This window comes from Mesorhizobium sp. P2_D6 (assembly GCF_056404315.1).
On sequence record NZ_JBFUEG010000016.1, the window covers coordinates 1 to 16,810 of the forward strand.

The 16,810-nt window shown below is 59.0% G+C and carries 13 protein-coding genes and 1 pseudogene; 13 read left to right on the forward strand and 1 reads right to left on the reverse strand.

From position 1 onward, the window contains the following. The coding region (locus AC1D1L_RS26060; RefSeq protein WP_477344234.1) for a Ulp1 family isopeptidase at window positions 1–4,691 on the forward strand (4,691 nt) is incomplete at its 5' end. Between the two features lie 121 nt (window positions 4,692–4,812). Further along, window positions 4,813–5,264 (forward strand): annotated as a pseudogene (locus tag AC1D1L_RS26065) (IS66 family transposase); the annotation flags it as partial. Between the two features lie 89 nt (window positions 5,265–5,353). Here AC1D1L_RS26065 and virG read toward each other — a convergent pair. Then, window positions 5,354–6,079, reverse strand: coding sequence for a two-component system response regulator VirG (gene virG, locus AC1D1L_RS26070; protein ID WP_436175199.1), 726 nt, complete (start codon window positions 6,077–6,079; stop codon window positions 5,354–5,356). A 1,304-nt stretch (window positions 6,080–7,383) separates the two neighbouring features. On the opposite strand from virG, the gene AC1D1L_RS26075 reads away from it, so the two are divergent. The 11 genes from AC1D1L_RS26075 to virB11 are packed head-to-tail and all read left to right on the forward strand — an operon-like array spanning window position 7,384 to window position 16,808. Then, on the forward strand, window positions 7,384–8,166 hold the full coding sequence (locus AC1D1L_RS26075; RefSeq protein ID WP_436175200.1) for a type IV secretion system lytic transglycosylase VirB1: 783 nt from the start codon (window positions 7,384–7,386) through the stop codon (window positions 8,164–8,166). A gap of 14 nt (window positions 8,167–8,180) precedes the next feature. Continuing rightward, window positions 8,181–8,546 (forward strand): pilin major subunit VirB2, encoded by a 366-nt coding sequence (virB2, locus tag AC1D1L_RS26080; protein WP_032925931.1) that lies wholly within the window; start codon window positions 8,181–8,183, stop codon window positions 8,544–8,546. Beyond that, window positions 8,546–8,872 carry a type IV secretion system protein VirB3 gene (locus AC1D1L_RS26085; protein ID WP_006329140.1) on the forward strand — a complete coding sequence of 109 codons (327 nt, stop codon included), beginning with the start codon at window positions 8,546–8,548 and terminating at the stop codon, window positions 8,870–8,872. The genes virB2 and AC1D1L_RS26085 overlap by 1 nt, the downstream gene beginning before the upstream one ends. Then, complete coding sequence (gene virB4 / locus AC1D1L_RS26090; protein WP_027033430.1) at window positions 8,872–11,241, forward strand: type IV secretion/conjugal transfer ATPase VirB4; 2,370 nt, start codon at window positions 8,872–8,874, stop codon at window positions 11,239–11,241. The genes AC1D1L_RS26085 and virB4 overlap by 1 nt, the downstream gene beginning before the upstream one ends. A 13-nt stretch (window positions 11,242–11,254) precedes the next feature. Next, complete coding sequence (locus tag AC1D1L_RS26095; protein ID WP_436175201.1) at window positions 11,255–11,929, forward strand: TrbJ/VirB5 family protein; 675 nt, start codon at window positions 11,255–11,257, stop codon at window positions 11,927–11,929. Between the two features lie 58 nt (window positions 11,930–11,987). After that, a complete protein-coding gene (locus AC1D1L_RS26100; protein WP_436175202.1) occupies window positions 11,988–12,875 on the forward strand; it encodes a type IV secretion system protein in 888 nt (295 codons plus the stop codon). 26 nt (window positions 12,876–12,901) lie between these two features. Further along, entirely contained in the window at window positions 12,902–13,060 is a 159-nt protein-coding gene (locus tag AC1D1L_RS26105) for a type IV secretion system lipoprotein VirB7 (RefSeq protein WP_080680416.1), read from the forward strand. Beyond that, entirely contained in the window at window positions 13,057–13,770 is a 714-nt protein-coding gene (locus AC1D1L_RS26110; RefSeq protein WP_027033433.1) for a type IV secretion system protein VirB8, read from the forward strand. The genes AC1D1L_RS26105 and AC1D1L_RS26110 overlap by 4 nt, the downstream gene beginning before the upstream one ends. Further along, entirely contained in the window at window positions 13,767–14,648 is an 882-nt protein-coding gene (locus AC1D1L_RS26115; protein WP_436175203.1) for a TrbG/VirB9 family P-type conjugative transfer protein, read from the forward strand. Before AC1D1L_RS26110 ends, AC1D1L_RS26115 begins: the two co-directional genes overlap by 4 nt. Further along, window positions 14,645–15,784 carry a type IV secretion system protein VirB10 gene (virB10, locus tag AC1D1L_RS26120; protein WP_136621949.1) on the forward strand — a complete coding sequence of 380 codons (1,140 nt, stop codon included), beginning with the start codon at window positions 14,645–14,647 and terminating at the stop codon, window positions 15,782–15,784. Before AC1D1L_RS26115 ends, virB10 begins: the two co-directional genes overlap by 4 nt. Then, a complete protein-coding gene (gene virB11, locus AC1D1L_RS26125; RefSeq protein WP_069091240.1) occupies window positions 15,768–16,808 on the forward strand; it encodes a P-type DNA transfer ATPase VirB11 in 1,041 nt (346 codons plus the stop codon). The genes virB10 and virB11 overlap by 17 nt, the downstream gene beginning before the upstream one ends. Window positions 16,809–16,810: the final 2 nt, after the last annotated feature.

Consider the following 16,810-nt stretch of genomic DNA (forward strand, 5'->3'; position numbering starts at 1 on the left):
CCATAAACGTCTCATTCGCCGTCCCCCAAGGGTTCTCCCATGGGACCCAACGCGTCCCAGACGCGATGCTCTCTTCCTTGGACCGCCCTGGCCCCTTGCCGGATGCTGGCCAAGCGCGGCAAGCGGGCTTTGAGCAGCACGTGGCCGAGCCGCGCCGAGCCGACCCCGTTGCGAGTGGCGCCCGTGCTTCCCGCTATCACCATCTGTCCGGCGAACACCGGGACCTTATTGATAGAGCGATCGCCCACTCCCAGGAAAAATATAGCGAGACCACGGCCCGAAAATACACGTTTGCACTTCGCCGGTTGGCGAATGATCTCAGCGCTCGTGGCCAAGCGACCGATCTAAGAGATCACAAATCCCTGGTCGATCACGTCGGTGCTTTCTTTCCGAAAGACGTTGATATGAAGAGCGCGTTGAAGGCCCTGCGTGCGTATCATGAGCCGGGCTATTCAGCGACTGCTGGCGGCCCTGCTGCCAGCTATCCCCATCTGTCCGCCGAACACCGGGACGTTATTGATAAGGCGATCGACCGCGCTGCGGCTCAGCAAAACCAGAGCGCGGACACGCTGCGAATATACTCGAATGCGCTTCGCCGATTGGCGAATGATCTCGGCGCTCGTGGCCAAGCGACTGATCTAAAAAATCACCAATCCCTGGTCGATCACCTCGATACTTTCTTTCCGAATGACCAGAGCATTAAAACGGCGTTGAACGTCCTACGTGCGTATCATGATCCGGGCTATGCAGCGACTGGCTGGTGGCCAGCGGCGGTGCCTTCAAAGCCAGATGCGCGTATCTTGGAAAAATTAAGCAGTGACAGCGAGTTGGCCTTAAGCACCCGTGTCGTCTATGGTCGACTTCTTCGCAGATTTTCTGAGGAGCTTGAGAGTCGGGGCCAGACGATCTCTGGGCTGGATCACAATTCGCGGACCGAACTCGCCGAGGCGTTGTTTCCAGGCAACAAGAAACTCCGCTTGGCGCTGCAGCGGGTTCACAATGCGGAGGTTCCCGAGGCCTTGCGGCCGCTGTTCGATAATCGAGCTCACAAGCCGCCAACCAATCCAGAGGAGCTTCTGCGACTGGAACAGGGGTTCCGCGAAGTGCTTCAGCAGCGGCAGGATGATCAAGCCACCTCGTCTTCTTTCAGCGCGAAGGTTCCCGAGGCGCTCCGGCCGCTGGTCGATGATCGAGCTCACCAGCCGCCAACCAATGCAGAGGAGCTTCTGCGACTGGAACAGGGGCTCCGCGAAGTGCTTGAGCAGCGGCAGGGTGATCAAGCCACCTCGCCTTCTTTCAGCGCGGAGGTTCCCGAGGCCTTGCGGCCGCTGTTCGATAATCGAGCTCACAAGCCGCCAACCAATCCAGAGGAGCTTCTGCGACTGGAACAGGGGTTCCGCGAAGTGCTTCAGCAGCGGCAGGATGATCAAGCCGCCTCGGCTTCGCTCAGCAACCCAGGGATGCGTGCTGGACCGGAGGACCCCAATAGAAGCGTGTCGGACGCTTTCGCAAGCTCTGGGCACGCCGGAGTTGAGGCCGCCGCTCCGCCAGTCTTGGCTGCCAGCCAACAGCAGATCCGGCCCTGGCCGGATGCGCTTGACCAGGGCAACCACCTGCCACCCGAGCGGGTGATCATCAACAATGAACATGACACAGCGCTGTTGCGGCCAGCGGAGAGGCAGAGGGCCCTGAATACGCCGCAAGCCGCCGCCATTCAGCAGCCGCTGAGCGAAATCGGCAATTCAGGCGGCCGCGTGCCGATGCAGCCCCCCATGCAGCARTTGGGTGAATTGCCATTGCAAGGGGTACCGGTTCAAGGGACAGGGTCCGAACACATCGGAAGGCTGCATGCGGGAGCCGCGCCCTCAGCAAGGTCCGAGGCGCCCCCGGCTGCGATCGAGGACTCCATAAACGTYTCRTTCGCCGTCCCCCAAGGGTTCTCCCATGGGACCCAACGCGTCCCAGACGCGATGCTCTCTTCCTTGGACCGCCCTGGCCCCTTGCCGGATGCTGGCCAAGCGCGGCAAGCGGGCTTTGAGCAGCACGTGGCCGAGCCGCGCCGAGCCGAACCTGTCGCGAGTGGCGCCCGTGCCACCGGCTATCGCCATTTGTCCGACGAACACCGCGACCTTATCGATAAGGCGATCGCCCACGCTGCGGCTCAGCAAAAATATAGCGAGAGCACGGTCCTAAAATACAGGTATGCACTTCGCCGATTGGCAAATGATCTCGGCGCTCGTGGCCAAGCGACTGATCTAAAAAATCACCAATCCCTGGTCGATCACCTCGATGCTTTCTTTCCGAAAAACGATGATATGAAGAGGGCGTTGAACGTCCTGCGTGCCTATCATGAGCCGGGCTATTCAGCGACTGTTGGTGCCCCGGCTAACCGCTATCCCCACTTGTCCGACGAACACCGGGACGTGATTGATAAGGCGATCGCCCATGCTGAGGCTCAGCAACACCATAGCGCGCCGACGCTGCGAATATACTCGAATGCGCTTCGCCGATTGGCGAATGATCTCGGTGCTCGTGGCCAAGCGACTGATCTAAAAAATCACCAATCCCTGGTCGATCACCTCAATACCTTCTTTCCGAAAGACACTGACATAAGGGATATAAGGCCGGCGTTGAACGTCCTGCGTGCGTATCATGAGCCGGGCTATTCAGCGACTGGCCGGTGGCCAGTGACGGTGCCTTCAAAGGCAGATGCGCATGTCTTGGAACAAGTGACCAGTGACAGCAGCTTGGCCCCAAGCACCCGTGTTGCCTATGGTCGTAGTCTTCGCAGATTTTCTGAGGCGCTTGAGAGGCGGGGCCAGACGATCTCTGGGCTGGATCATGATTCGCGGATCGAATTCGCCGAGGTGTTGTTTCCAGGCAACGATTTTCTCCGCTTGGCGCTTGAACGGGTTCGCGATGCGAAGCCTGCGTCAGACAGGATCGTGGCGGACGCTTTGGCAGCGGCCGGCTCTGGGCACGCCGGAGTTGAGGCCGCCGCCCCGCCAGCGTTAGCTGTCAGCCAACACCGGCCCTGGCCGGATGCGCTTGACCAGGGCAACCTCCTGCCACCCGAGCGGTTCATCATCAACAATGAACATTCGACGGCGCCGTTGCGGCCGGCGGAGAGGCAGGGGACTGATAATCCGCAAAGCATCGCCATTCAGCAGCCGCCGAGCGAAGGCGGCCGCGTGCCGATGCACCCCCCCATCCGGCAGTTGGGTGAATTGCCATTGGAAGGGGTACCGGTTCAAGGGACAGGGGCCGAACACATCGGAAGGCTGCATGCGGAGGCGCCCTCCGCAAGGTCTGAGGCACCCCCCGCTGCGATCGAGGACTTTATAAACGTCTCATCCGCCGCCCCCAAAGGCTTCTCCCATGGGACTCAACGCGTCCCAGACGCGATGCTCCCTTTCTTGAACCGCCATGGCCTCTTGCCGGATGCGGAAAAGCCGGAATGGCACTTCGATATTAATGGTCACGGCTACACCGCCCGGAGGCCGGAGGGGGGCAACGACGTTTGGCTCCTCCATCGCGGTGCGATGAGGGAAGCTGGAGCGGCAGCAGTATCGGTAAGGGCTCCGGGACCCGCCTTGCCAGCGACCGCCAGGCTCTCAGACACCCATCTCGGCGTTCCGTTGGTCGATCTGACCACCTCCTCCGATGCACACATCGGAGCCCTTCCGTCAGGCTCGTCCAACCTCCCCCGGGGGGCGGTGCTCGAGGCCACCCAACTGCTGGGCGACGAACATATCCAGAGGGATTACGAATTCCTCGAGCAGCAGCTGCAGCAGGCTGATCCAGCGCTCGCCGCCCGGACGCGGCTGGTCGATCCGTCGGTCTCCCATCTGCTGCGCCACATGGAGCAGCAAGACGCGCGAGGCACATTGCAGTCGATTTATGATCGAAACGCCGGCCCATCCGACTTCCTGTTCGTGCCAGTGAACGATGGGGTGGGTATTGACCGCGGCACCCATTGGTCGCTGCTCCTCGTAGATCGCCGCGATCCGGAAAGAGCGGTCGCCTATCACTACGACTCCATCCAGCAAAATGAACAGCGATACAACGACGCGCCTGCACGAAAGCTCGCTACAAGACTGGACGCGACCCTGGTAACACCCGACATGGCGCAGCAGAAAAACGCTGTTGACTGCGGCGTCTTCGTGGTGGACGGCACGCGCGAGCTGGTTCGTCGATTGGCGAACGAAGAGCGGCCAGACCAGCAGCTGCCGCTGCACCTCAACTACCTCGTCGCCGATCGGCAGGCGCTGCAAAACCGACTGAGAGAGGGGCGCTTGCCGCACGAGCTTGCCGCAAGCCCCGCCGAAGCTTTGGCAGCAGCCGGGTCGCAGGTGCAACACGCCGCCTTGCAAGAGCAGCAAGCCAGACAGGTCCCGCCAGCGCCGTTGGAACGGCACTTGGGCCAGACGCGCGAGGCCGAGGACAAGCTGACGAGTACACTGCACAGGAGCAACCGCGTGAACAGCGGGGGCGTCATCATCAACACTGAACGTTACACAGCGCCGTTGAGACCGGCGAAAAGGCAGAGGACTGACAATTCGCAAAGCCTCGCCATCGGGCGGCAGCCGAGCGACGCAAACACAACGTCTATCGGCCAAGCCTCCGATCAAGCCCGAGCGGACCTCATGGCTTCCTTCAGGAGCAGAGAGCGCTCCGACGCTGGGCGTTGAGCTCGACGGCTAAGCAGAACAGCTCTTTTGGCGACGGAGAGGCTGATGCGATCTCCGGACCGGTAGCTCTCGCCGTAATTGATCAGACTGGCACTGTTGGAAGGCGATGTAGGCCTGGAACTCGCCGATCGCCAGCGAGGCGCTGAGACGATCGCCCGCCTCAATAAGATCGAGGACGATATCCGCGGCCGATCGGCCGATGAACGCCGTGCGACGCGTCGGGAAAATAGCCGCGCTATTGTCGCCATCTTGAACCTTGGCTGCGTGAAAGCTCGGCCTGATCGGTCAGAAGGGTCGCCGAGGCAATCCGCTACACGCTCTCACGCTGCGAAGGCCTCTCGCGCTTCGTTGACGACAGTCGCACCGAGATCGACAACAACACCGTCGAGCGCTCAATCCGTCCGCAAGAACGCGCTCTTCGCCGGCTCGAACGGCGGTGACTGGGCAGTCATTGCGTCGCTGATCGAAAGCTGCAGGCTCAATGGTGTCGAGTCACTCGGTTATCTCGCCGACGTCCTCACCACCAGGATCGTCAACAGCCTATCCAGCCAGATCGACGAGATGCTGCCTTGGGTCCGACATCCAGGCGCCGAGCTAAGGGCCGCCAGAAAACACCGCCACGCTTCATCAGCCTCGTCAGCCAATCTCCAGAATAGCTCCTGTCACGCGGCCAAGGTTCCTCCGTAGCTAACGTCTACGTCAGCGTCGAAGAAATACCCTGCACCACGGCATGTCTTGACTAGCCTTGGATTGGCCGCATCAGCCTCCAGCTTTCGGCGCAAGCGCAAGATTAGGACATCGATACTTCGATCGTAGACCTCTTCTCCACGCACACGGCTCGCGAGCAAAAGCCGTTCTCTGGATAGGACATTGCGGGGGTTCTCCAGGAACGCGATCAGCAGGTTGAACTCACATGCGGTAAGCTTGACTTCGCCACGCTCCGCACAGATCAGTCGCCGCTGCTTGACGCTGAGCTTCCAGGCTCCGAACCGAAATGAGCGATGATCTTTCGTCCGCGGACTGGAAATGCGCTGGCGTAGCCCTACTCGAATGCGGGCCAAGAACTCGCGCAGCCCGAAAGGCTTGGGGATGAAATCGGTTGCGCCGAGCTCAAGCGCAACGACTTTTTCCGCCTCATCAAGCCGGTCGCCGCTGATCACTATGATGGGTAAATCCGATTTTGTCGCCAGGTTGCGGACGATGGCAAGCCCATCCTCCCGGCCTAGGTTGAGGTCAACAACCACGAGATCAACTGGCTCATGCGATAGAACGTAGTTAAACTGCTTGCTATCGTTGACTGCGGTCACCTTCAAGGCATGCATCATGAGATACTGGGAGATGAGGCGTCGCATTGCGGCATCATCGTCAATGACAAGAACATGTTTCAACGGCTCACCTTCAATCTTGAATCCCCTTGTCTAAAGCTGTTGCCGAGCAACCCTTGGGGCACCAACGCAGGACAGCTGCCCCTTGCTACCACTCGCCGGTGCGTGCGGCCAATGTGAGGCCGTTGCTCGGCCTGGTCTTTTCATCCACAGCGAATTGATCGCATCCAGGCAGCCGGTGGCCACCACACAGCTGCAAGCGCCGGTATGACCCTGCCGAGTGGTCCTTCGCTAATTGGCGAGCTCCGCCGTTGGTGTAGGCCTGCCAACACCACTTGATTACGACGGCACGGACGCCCGGTCGCTTGCCATGTCCTTGCATCTTCTTCCCGTTTCTGGCGCTTGCGGACCTGGATCACCTCGAAATCCTCCCGCTCGTGCGTGCGGCTCGGACGCGGGGAGCAGCGCGGCGGTTGACTGATCGCAGAGGCGGTTGGACGAAGAACGGCCGTGATTCGCTATAGTGGCCTTGTGCCAACGGTATGTCTCCTGCCCAAGGCAGGTCATTGGGAGGTGGCCGGCGGCGCCAATCCTGTTCCCGGCGATCGGCAGGTCCGGTTACGGTTACGGCTACCTTGCGAGCTAACATTTCTCGGTTGATGCAATACCTTCCTTTTGAGCCTGTCACTGTACTTGTCGAGAGCGCTGTCGGACTGCGTCAATCCGCCTGCGGTTTCTGCCGATGGGATTGTGCGTGACCACCAGTTCGCGGCGCGGCCGAACAACTGAACCAGGTCTCGCACCAGGCCGGCTGCGCCGCCACGTCTTCCCAGTTGACCCTCGTCCCGCGTATTTGCGCCTCCGACGAGCTTCGCGGACGAACTCGCGGTTTCAACCAATGCCTGAGTATGCAGGGCGCATGGCTGTCTCTTGCAACAACGGCAGCATGCCGCAACATTGGGCAGCTCGGCGCCCTAGTCGGTTCTCGCGTTCGATCGACCCAAGCTTCCGCAGCCTGAGATGAACCCGCCAAGCTCGCCATTTTGTCCTTCGGCCAGGCGCTGACACAAGGTTCCATCACCGCCCATGCCAAGTCGCGGTTGACGCTGCAGGAGCAACGGACGGCCGGGACGGGCAATCCCGCGCTGGAATGATCCACCACGATGGTCGAGATGTGCCGGCTGATCGCGCCCGCGCAACCCGCGCATGCGCAAGGTGCCCATGCACCCGGACACGAACAAGCTCTTTGCTTCAGTTGAAACCGAAAAAGCTGAACTTGAACATCACGCAGTAACAAACCTGCCCGATAAGCGCGTGCCGGACAGGGCCAGAACCGGTCCTGACGCTTCGAAAGGTAGGGGATAGGAATGTTTATTGCAGCTTGGCCGCTGGCCATCGCCCTGTTGACATCCATGTCATTCCCAGCCGAGCCCGCGCCACTTTCGCCCCGTGAATTCCACCGCCTGTCGCGCAAATGCGCTCCCTGGGTTGCGCCGTCCACGCTCGCCGCGATTGCCAAAATTGAAAGTGGCTTTGAAACGCTGGTGGCTCATGACAACACCACAGGTGAGCAGCTTCGCTGGATAGACCGCCTGGAAGCGACGCGGGGCATCAAGAACCGCCTCGAAGCACAACATTCTGTCGATGTCGGATTGATGCAGATAAACAGCAAGAACTTTTCCTTCCTCAATCTCACGCCGGAAAAGGCTTTCGAGCCCTGCGCCTCGCTATCGGCCGCCGCCCACTTGCTTGAAAGCCGGTATGCCGGCGGCACGACTGCTCCGGCGCAGCAACTGGCGCTTCGCCGTGCCATCTCGGCCTACAACACGGGCGACGTCACGCGTGGCTTCACCAACGGTTATGTACGCAAGGTCGAGTCGGCTGCAAAGGACATCGCGAGTCATCTCGAGCGAACGCTGGAGCCGACCGCTCCAGATGCGCCACACCTTGAGGCATCCGGTAGGAAAGCCGTGCCGCCTCTGCTCCAACAGAGCCAACAGGCCAATGGAAAGCAGCCCAACCAAAATTCTTGGGACATCTGGGGCTCGTATGAGTCAAACCGCTCCGGGGCCGATCCCTCCGGCCCGACAGGCAGCCAGGCTGCGGAAGAGCGGGAACCCTCGAACCCGAACAAACTCGTATTCGATTGAACCATGGAGATACAATGATGAAGCCATTCAAAATACTTCGTGCGCTTAAAACGCGTGTTCCTTCGCCTTTTTCCATGCTGCGCACGACGGCTGAATATGTACCGGCCGCTGCTGCAGGCGCCGCGTGGACGGTCTTCTCCATCGGGCCAGCCTCGGCTCAGGTGACCGGAGGGACGGATCCCGCCAAGATGGTCCAGAATATCTGCACCTTCATACTTGGCCCCTTCGGACAATCACTGGCGGTGCTCGGACTCGTGGCCATCGGCATCTCTTGGATGTTCGGTCGTGCTTCACTTGGCTTGGTTGCGGGTGTCGTTGGAGGGATCGTCATCATGTTCGGCGCAAGCTTCCTGGGCAAGGCGCTCATAGGCGGTGGCTGATGAGCGACCGGTTGGAAGTGAGCACCCTCTATGTGGCGGCGACACGTCCCGCACTGTTTCTGGGGGTGCCGCTGACGCTGGCCGGATTGCTGATGATGTTGGCTGGTCTCGTCATCATTGTCCTTCAAAACCCACTTTATGAAATCGTGCTCGTGCCACTCTGGTTCGGGGCACGGCTGGTGGTTGAGCGTGACTATAACGCCGCAAGCGTAGCGCTCCTCTATTTGCAGACGGCCGGCAGAAGCGTGGACGGGCCGGTCTGGGGTGGCGCGAGCGTCAGCGTCAATCCGATCAGAGTGCCGAAACGCGGAAGAGGAATGGTGTAATGTTTGGCGCCAGTGGCCGGACCGAGAGATCTGGCGAGATCTATCTTCCGTATGTCGGTCATCTCAGCGATCAGGTTGTCCTGCTGGAAGACGGATCGATCATGGCCATGGCACACGTGAACGGCCTGCCCTTTGATTTGGAAGACGCAGAGATGCGCAATTCGCGCTGCCGCGCGTTCAACACTCTCTTGCGCAACATCGCGGATGACAATGTCACGCTATACGCTCATCTTGTGCGCAACAACGATGTGCCGGAGCCGGCATCGCGCCAGTTTCAAAGTGCATTTGCTGGCAGTCTGAGCGAGGCCTATGAGCGCCATGTGCTGTCGGGCAAGCTCTTTCGCAACGATCACTTCCTCACTATCGTCGTGTCCCCCCGCACCGCAATCGGTAAGATCGGCTGGCGCATTGCCAAATCCCCCAGACGGAATGACAACGATCTGGCCACACAACTGCGAAGCCTGGAGGACCTCTGGCAGATCATTGCTGGCTCACTCGGCGGTTACGGTCTGCGCCGGTTGGGTATTCGCGAGAAAGGCAACGTGCTCTTCACGGAAATTGGTGAGGCGCTTCGACTGATAATGACTTGCCGGTTTCTTCCGGTTCCGATGGTTACCGGCTCGCTTGGCGCCTCGATCTACACTGATCGGGTCATCTGCGGGAAGCGGGCGCTTGAGATTCGAAGACCCGGGGATAGCTCCGTGGGATCATTGTTTTCGTTCCGTGAATATCCGGCGACGACGCGGCCAGGCATGCTAAATCCCTTACTGTCCGCCAACTTCCCGCTTGTCCTGAGCCAGAGCTTTTCCTTCCTCACTCGGCCACAAGCTCATGCGAAGCTTAGCCTTAAATCCAGCCAGATGACGAGCGCCGGCGACAAGGCTCTCACCCAGATCAATGAACTTGCCGAGGCAGAGGACGCACTGGCAAGCAACGAGTTCGTCATGGGTTCGCATCATCTGAGCCTGTGCGTCTATGGCGACAGCCTCAATAGCCTTGCAGATCGCGCAGCAAATGCGCGCGCAAGGCTGGCCGACACAGGCGCCGTTATCGTCCAAGAGGGTATCGGCATGGAGGCCGCGTACTGGTCCCAACTCCCGGGGAACAACAGGTGGCGCACGCGCCCCGGGGCGATCACCTCGTACAATTTTGCCGGGCTTGTCTCATTTGAGAACTTCCCCAGCGGTTCCAGCTCCGGCCACTGGGGCAAAGCTGTTGCGCGCTTTCGCACAAACGGTGGAACGTCTTTCGACTACATCCCCCATGAGAATGACGTCGGCATGACGGCGATATTCGGACCCGTCGGCAAAGGCAAGACGACGCTGATGACCTTTATCCTCGCGATGCTTGAGCAAAGCGTGGTCGATCGCAATGGCGCCATCGTCTTTTTCGATAAAGACCGGGGTGGTGAACTGCTGGTGCGAGCCACGGGAGGGACATACCTTGCGTTGCGCAGAGGCGCTCCGAGCGGCTTGGCCCCTCTGCGCGGACTGGACAACACCTCCGCCTCGTTGGATTTTCTGCGCGAATGGCTGATGGCCCTCATCGAGAGTGATGGCCGTGGTCCGATCTCGCCGGAGGAAAGCCGTCGACTGGAACGTGGAATTCTTCGTCAACTTTCGTTCGAACCCGCCATGCGCTCACTTGCGGGCCTGCGCGAATTCCTGCTGCACAGCCCCTCGGAGGGCGCGGGAGCACGGCTGCAGCGGTGGTGTAGAGGGAATGCGCTTGGATGGGCCTTTGACGGCGATGAGGACGAAGTCAGGCTGGATGCCTCCATTACCGGCTTCGACATGACGCAGCTCCTGGAATTTGAGGAGGTCTGTGCGCCGGCCGCCGCATATCTTCTGCACCGCGTGGGCGCTGTTGTCGATGGCCGTCGGTTCGTCATGAGCTGCGACGAATTTCGCTTCTATCTGCTCAACCCGCAGTTCTCGGCTGTTATCGACAAGTTCCTGCTCACCGTCCGCAAGAACAACGGCATGTTGATACTCGCAACGCAGCAGCCTGAACACGTGCTTGAATCGCCCCTCGGGGCCAGTCTCGTTGCACAATGCATGACCAAGATCTTCTACCCATCACCGACGGCCGACCGGGCCGCGTATGTCGATGGCTTGAAGTGCACCACGCAGGAGTTCGAGGCAATCCGCCAGGGAATGGCAATTGGCAGCCGCAAGTTTTTGCTCAAGCGCGAGAGCGGGAGTGTTGTTTGCGAATTCGATCTTGGCCAGATGCGCGAGTATGTAGCCGTACTCTCGGGGCGGGCCAACACCGTGCGCTTTGTCGACCAGCTTCGTGACCAGCACGGAGATGCCCCAAGTGCGTGGCTCGACAAGTTCATGGCTCGTTACAACGAAATTCAAGACTGACGGAGGAATATTCATGAGATTTCCCACGCTTGCAGCAACGACGCTTGCCGCTTCCTTTCTGTTTAGCGGACAGGCCCGGTCGCAATTTGTCGTCATCGACCCGGCGGTAGTAACACAAGCGGGCTTAACAGCGGTTTCCACTGCGCAGATCCTGATAAAGTCAGCCCAGACGCTCGCTTCCACGATGGAAATGGTGGAGATACTAAAGTCGTCATTCGGTGTCACGGGGCTGCTAAGTTCACTGAACCAAGGAAATCACTACCCGTCGGGCAATCAGCTTGAGAGGCAGATGTTTGAGGGTCAGGCGCCAACTTCGATTAAAGCGCGTGCAATTGCGGACAACCCAAACCGGAAAGTCGACGGCACGGATTCAGAAGCGAAACTGTTACAGGGACAAATCGCTGGTGCCATCAATGCCGCAGCTCTTGCGGCCGACACTCTGGGCGTAATGGACAAGCGCCTTAAGGCCAACGACAACACGCTTGGTCAGCTTTCCCGCTCGGGAAATATTGTGCAGGCCACCGTCACCAACGGTCTGGTCCTCAAGCAGATTCATGATGCGATTATCCAAAATGTCCAGGCCACGAGTCTGCTGACGATGGCCACTGCACAAGCGAGCCTTCACGCCGCAGAGGAGGCCGCGATGCAGCGTCGCGAACGCCAGGACACCGCCAGAATGTTTGAGTAGCGACGCTTAGTTCATCCGGCTCATCTGCGCTGATCAGGGGCAAAATAAGGTTCACGCAATGGTTTTCAGAATTCCTGCGCCATTCACGGCCATACACGCGATCTTTCATGGGGCCTTTACGGTGGGGCTGCACAAAGTGATTGGAAACGTCCAAGAGGCGGTCAGTGCGCCTCTGGTTGCGTGCGTCACGCTCTGGATCATAATCCAAGGCTTTCTGGTCATGCGCGGTCAAGTCGACGCGCGCGGAGGTATCTCGCGCGTAGTCACGGTATCGATTGTCGTCGCCCTCATCTTAGGGCAGGCCAACTATCAGCTGTACATTGAATCGGTCTTCGACGACACGATTCCAAAGCTTGCCCACCAGATCAGCGGAAGCGCCTTGCCCTTCATCGGTATCCCCCAGAAGCTCGACGTAATGTTCGCTGCAAGTCAGAGTGCCTTTCAGCGGATTGCTTCCGAAATTGGGCCAATGAATCAGCAGGACATACTTGCCTTCCAGGGAGCGCAATGGATTTTGTACGGCTCGCTCTGGACAGCGTTCGAGATCTATGATGCCGTTGGAATTCTGACGAAGGTGCTCCTGGCGATCGGCCCCCTCGTTCTTGTAGGCTATCTTTTTGATCACACTCGAGACATGGCTACCAGATGGATCGGCCAACTGCTCTCATACGGGCTGCTGCTTGTCCTCCTCAACATCGTTGCAACGATAGTTATCGCGGCCGAATCAGTCGCGCTGGGAGTCATGCTTGCGGTGATCAAATACAAGGGTACGACAGCAGCCAAGATCATCGGGCTTTACGAGCTCGATATGCTTTTCCTAGCTGGTGACGCCTTGATCGTCGCGCTTCCGACGATCGCCAGCAGCATAGCCGGCGGTTCTTGGGCAGGTGCGAACCAATCTCTTAGCAGCCTCAATCGCCGCATTGCCAAAACGGCAGGTGGTTAATCAATCGACAAGGGCGGTACCTCAACATGAAATACTATCTACTTTTGTCAATACTGGCTTTGGCGGCCTGCAAGACAACCGATAAGCTTGCGACTTGCACGGGTTCGCCATTCCAACTGAACGTGGGACAATGGGAAACCTCCCCTGAAGATCTTCAAGTCGAATGTGCGAAAGAGCCCAAGTGAAATTTCCTGAACATGCCCTTCTGGTGGAGAGAGAAACGCTAGCCGCCCACTATAAGAAGGTGGAAGCGTTTCAAACTTCACGAGCGAAGTCTGCGCGGCGCCTGTCAAAGGCCCTCATAGCCTTTGCGGCAGCGGCGGTCCTAGGAAATGTTGCGCAGGCATTTACCATCGCTGCCATGGTCCCGTTGGCCAAGCTCGTACCTGTGTTCCTCTGGGTACGCCCGGATGGAACAGTTGACAGCGAAGTGTCAGTCTCTCGACTGCCGGCAACCCAAGAGCGAGCCGTCATAAATGCTTCGCTGTGGGAATATGTACGCCTGCGCGAGAGCTACACAGCCGATTCCGCCCAATACGGCTATGACCTCGTATCCAGTTTCAGCGCACCGGCTGTGCGGCAGCAATATCAAGATTTCTTCAATTATCCGAATCCCACCTCGCCGCAAGTCACAGTCGGCAAGCTCGGCAAGCTCGAAGTCGGGCATATTTCCTCAAACGACATCAGTCCGGACGTTCAACAGATCCGATACAAACGCACCCTTTCCATCGATGGGCAGATGCCGTTGGTGACCACCTGGACAGCAACCATCCGCTACGAGCGCCTGACAGATCTGCCTGCCCAATCAAGGCTCACCAATCCGGGAGGTCTACTCGTCACTTCCTATCAAACCTCGGAAGATAGCGTGTCGAACCTGGGTGACGTGCAGCCATGACAAAAAGAGCGTTTCTGGCACTGGCCTGTTCACTACTCTTAACGCTGGAGGCTTCCGCGGAAGACACCCCGCTTGCCGGCAAGCATGATGCGCGGATGCGCTACTTGGCTTACCGTCCCGACGAAGTGGTGCGCCTGTCGACCGCGGTGGGGGCAACGCTGGTCGTCACATTCGCGGCCAACGAGACCGTCGCAGCCGTGGCCGTTTCCAATAGCAAAGACTTGGCTGCGCTCCCACGCGCCAACTACCTGTTCTTTAAGGCCAGCCGGATCCTGCCGCCGCAGCCGGTCGTCGTTCTGGCCGACAGTGAGTCCGGTACCCGCAGATATGTCTTCAGCATTTCAACGAGAGCGATGCCAAAACTAGATGAGCAGCAACCTGACTTATACTACAGTGTGCAGTTCACCTATCCCGGTGATGAGGCCGCTGCTTTGAGACAGGCAGCAGAAAAGCGCTCGATTCTTGGTCAGGCCCGGGCAAAGGTGCTGCAGGAACAGAGGGTTCAGGATTTGTTGAATCGGCCCGGTACAACTGCCAGTTCCGACGAAAGCAATTTTCACTACGTCGCAAAGGGCGATCGATCGCTAGCGCCGCTGCAGGTTTTCGACAATGGCTTTACCACCGTATTTGGCTTCGCAAGCAATTCCCGTATACCCTCCCTCTACATTATCAATCCCGACGGCAAGGAAGCCGCTGCCAACTTCACAGTCAAAGGCGACTTTGTTGAAGTAGCCGCAGTCGCCCGGGAATGGCGTCTGAGAGATGGCAATACGGTATTGTCGATTTTCAACAGGGCATATGATCCTGTTGGACGAGCGCCGGGCACCGGTACAGTGAGACCCGACGTGTGGCGCGTTTTGAAAGGCTCGGGCCGATGAATGAAACCGGCCCACAGTCGGGACACGATGTAAATGCATCCGCATCGTTGGTCTCGGAGCCGGCCCGCCGGCATGTTTCGGGACCACAGAAATTGGCCGTCGCCGGTCTTGTTCTCATCTCATCTCTGTCGCTCATCTGGCTCGGAAGTCGTCCCAGCACACAAGACGAACCCTCTCAGCCAAACCCGCCAATTTCCCCCAACGCCGAGCCGTTCCGCCCCGTGCCTATTGAGCTTGCTCCCGAACCTCCAGCACCTGCAAAGGCGGCGCAGGCGGCAGATCCTGCGCCATCCACACCGCAACCCGCGGCAGCTGAACCGCCGCCCGAGGAATCACCAATTTTCGCCTACAGCAGCGGCAGTCAAAAGCCCGACGTGGCTCAGCGGAGCGAAGACGACCACAAGGATGCTCCCGCGACCGCGGATGAGATCTCGATCGGTGGCGATCTGTCAGGCCGATTGAAGCCAGATATACAGGAGCCGAGCCGGGCCACACTTTTGCCGCACCCTGATCTCGTGATTACTCAGGGAACGATCATTCCTTGCCTTTTGCAAACGGCGGTCGACACAAATTTACCCGGCTATGTGAAGTGCGTCTTACCTAAAGACGTCCGCGGCGCCACCAACAATGTCGTGCTCTTGGATCGTGGGACGACCGTGATTGGCGAGATCCAGCACGGTCTCGAACAGGGGGATGCGCGTGTCTTCGTGCTGTGGACGCGCATCGAAACACCTGACCATGCCCTCGTTTCGATAGCATCGCCGGGTGCTGACGAGCTCGGCCGCTCCGGAGTGCCTGGCACGGTGGATAATCACTTCCGGGAACGCTTTGGCGGAGCAATGCTGATGAGCGTCCTTCAAGGCGCGTTCCAGGCGGCCGGTCAATACGCGGCGAGCTCTGGCGGAGGAAGCGGCATCAACAGCTTCCAGAGCAATGGCGGACAAGCCGTCGAGACGACACTGAGAGCGACGGTCAACATTCCGCCAACCCTGAAGAAAAACCAGGGAGATGCTGTATCCATCTTTGTGGCTCGCGACCTCGATTTCTCGGATGTATACGGTCTCACGGCAACTGTCGTGGCGCCAGCCCCCCAACATCGCCAACGCCGGAGAGACAACAATGCGATCGGAGGCTGACCCTCAATTGCGTTTGCTTCTCGACCCCGTTCTGAAATGGCTTGAGGAGCCGAGGACCGAAGAGGTCGCTATCAACCGGCCTGGGGAAGCGTTTGTGCGACAAGCCGGCGTCTTCACGAAACATCCGCTACCGCTAGGTTATAACGATCTGGAGGACATCGCGATTCTCGCTGGAGCGCTGCGCAAGCAAGATGTCGGACCGCAAAGCCCCCTCTGTGCGACTGAGCTGCCGAACGGAGAGCGGCTGCAGATCTGTTTGCCGCCCGCTGTTCCCTCAGGAACAGTAAGCCTGACGATACGGCGTCCTTCAAGTCGTGTGACCGAACTGAAGGAAGTTTCTTCTCGCTACGAATACTCACGTTGGAATCAATGGCGGTCACGAAAACAGCGCCAAGAGCGGCAGGACGAAACTATTCTTCAGCAATACGACGATGGTGACTTGGAGAAGTTTTTGCAAGCGTGTGTTTCGGGACGGCTCACGATGCTGCTTTGCGGACCTACTGGAAGCGGCAAAACGACAATGAGCAAGACTTTGATCAACGCTATACCCCCGCAAGAGAGACTGATAAGTATCGAGGACACGCTGGAGCTTGTAATCCCGCACGAGAACCATGTCCGGTTACTCTATCCAAAGGACCGAGCCGGCGTAGGTGCGGTGACAGCCGAGCAACTGCTGCAAGCGAGCTTGCGCATGCGCCCTGATCGAATATTGCTCGGCGAGATGCGCGATGATGCTGCATGGGCCTACCTTAGCGAAGTCGTCTCCGGCCATGCGGGATCAATATCAACGATCCATGGGGCTGATCCGGTCCAGGGCTTCAAAAAGCTCTTTTCCCTCGTCAAGAGCAGCCCGCAAGGAGCCGCTGTGGAAGATCGAACGCTTCTTGACATGCTGTCGGCTGCCGTTGACGTCATTGTGCCGTTCCACACCCAAGGTGACCTGTACGAGGTGGGAGAGGTATGGCTTGCCGCCGATGCCCGGCGACGGGGAGAGACAGTAACCGACCTCCTTAACAAGCACTAAGG

Coding starts and splice junctions, on each gene's coding strand:
- AC1D1L_RS26075 (WP_436175200.1), top strand. CDS start 7,384: ATGTTTATTGCAGCTTGGCCGCTGGCCATCGCCCTGTTGACATCCATG.
- virB2 (WP_032925931.1), top strand. CDS start 8,181: ATGATGAAGCCATTCAAAATACTTCGTGCGCTTAAAACGCGTGTTCCT.
- AC1D1L_RS26085 (WP_006329140.1), top strand. CDS start 8,546: ATGAGCGACCGGTTGGAAGTGAGCACCCTCTATGTGGCGGCGACACGT.
- virB4 (WP_027033430.1), top strand. CDS start 8,872: ATGTTTGGCGCCAGTGGCCGGACCGAGAGATCTGGCGAGATCTATCTT.
- AC1D1L_RS26095 (WP_436175201.1), top strand. CDS start 11,255: ATGAGATTTCCCACGCTTGCAGCAACGACGCTTGCCGCTTCCTTTCTG.
- AC1D1L_RS26100 (WP_436175202.1), top strand. CDS start 11,988: ATGGTTTTCAGAATTCCTGCGCCATTCACGGCCATACACGCGATCTTT.
- AC1D1L_RS26105 (WP_080680416.1), top strand. CDS start 12,902: ATGAAATACTATCTACTTTTGTCAATACTGGCTTTGGCGGCCTGCAAG.
- AC1D1L_RS26115 (WP_436175203.1), top strand. CDS start 13,767: ATGACAAAAAGAGCGTTTCTGGCACTGGCCTGTTCACTACTCTTAACG.
- virB10 (WP_136621949.1), top strand. CDS start 14,645: ATGAATGAAACCGGCCCACAGTCGGGACACGATGTAAATGCATCCGCA.
- virB11 (WP_069091240.1), top strand. CDS start 15,768: ATGCGATCGGAGGCTGACCCTCAATTGCGTTTGCTTCTCGACCCCGTT.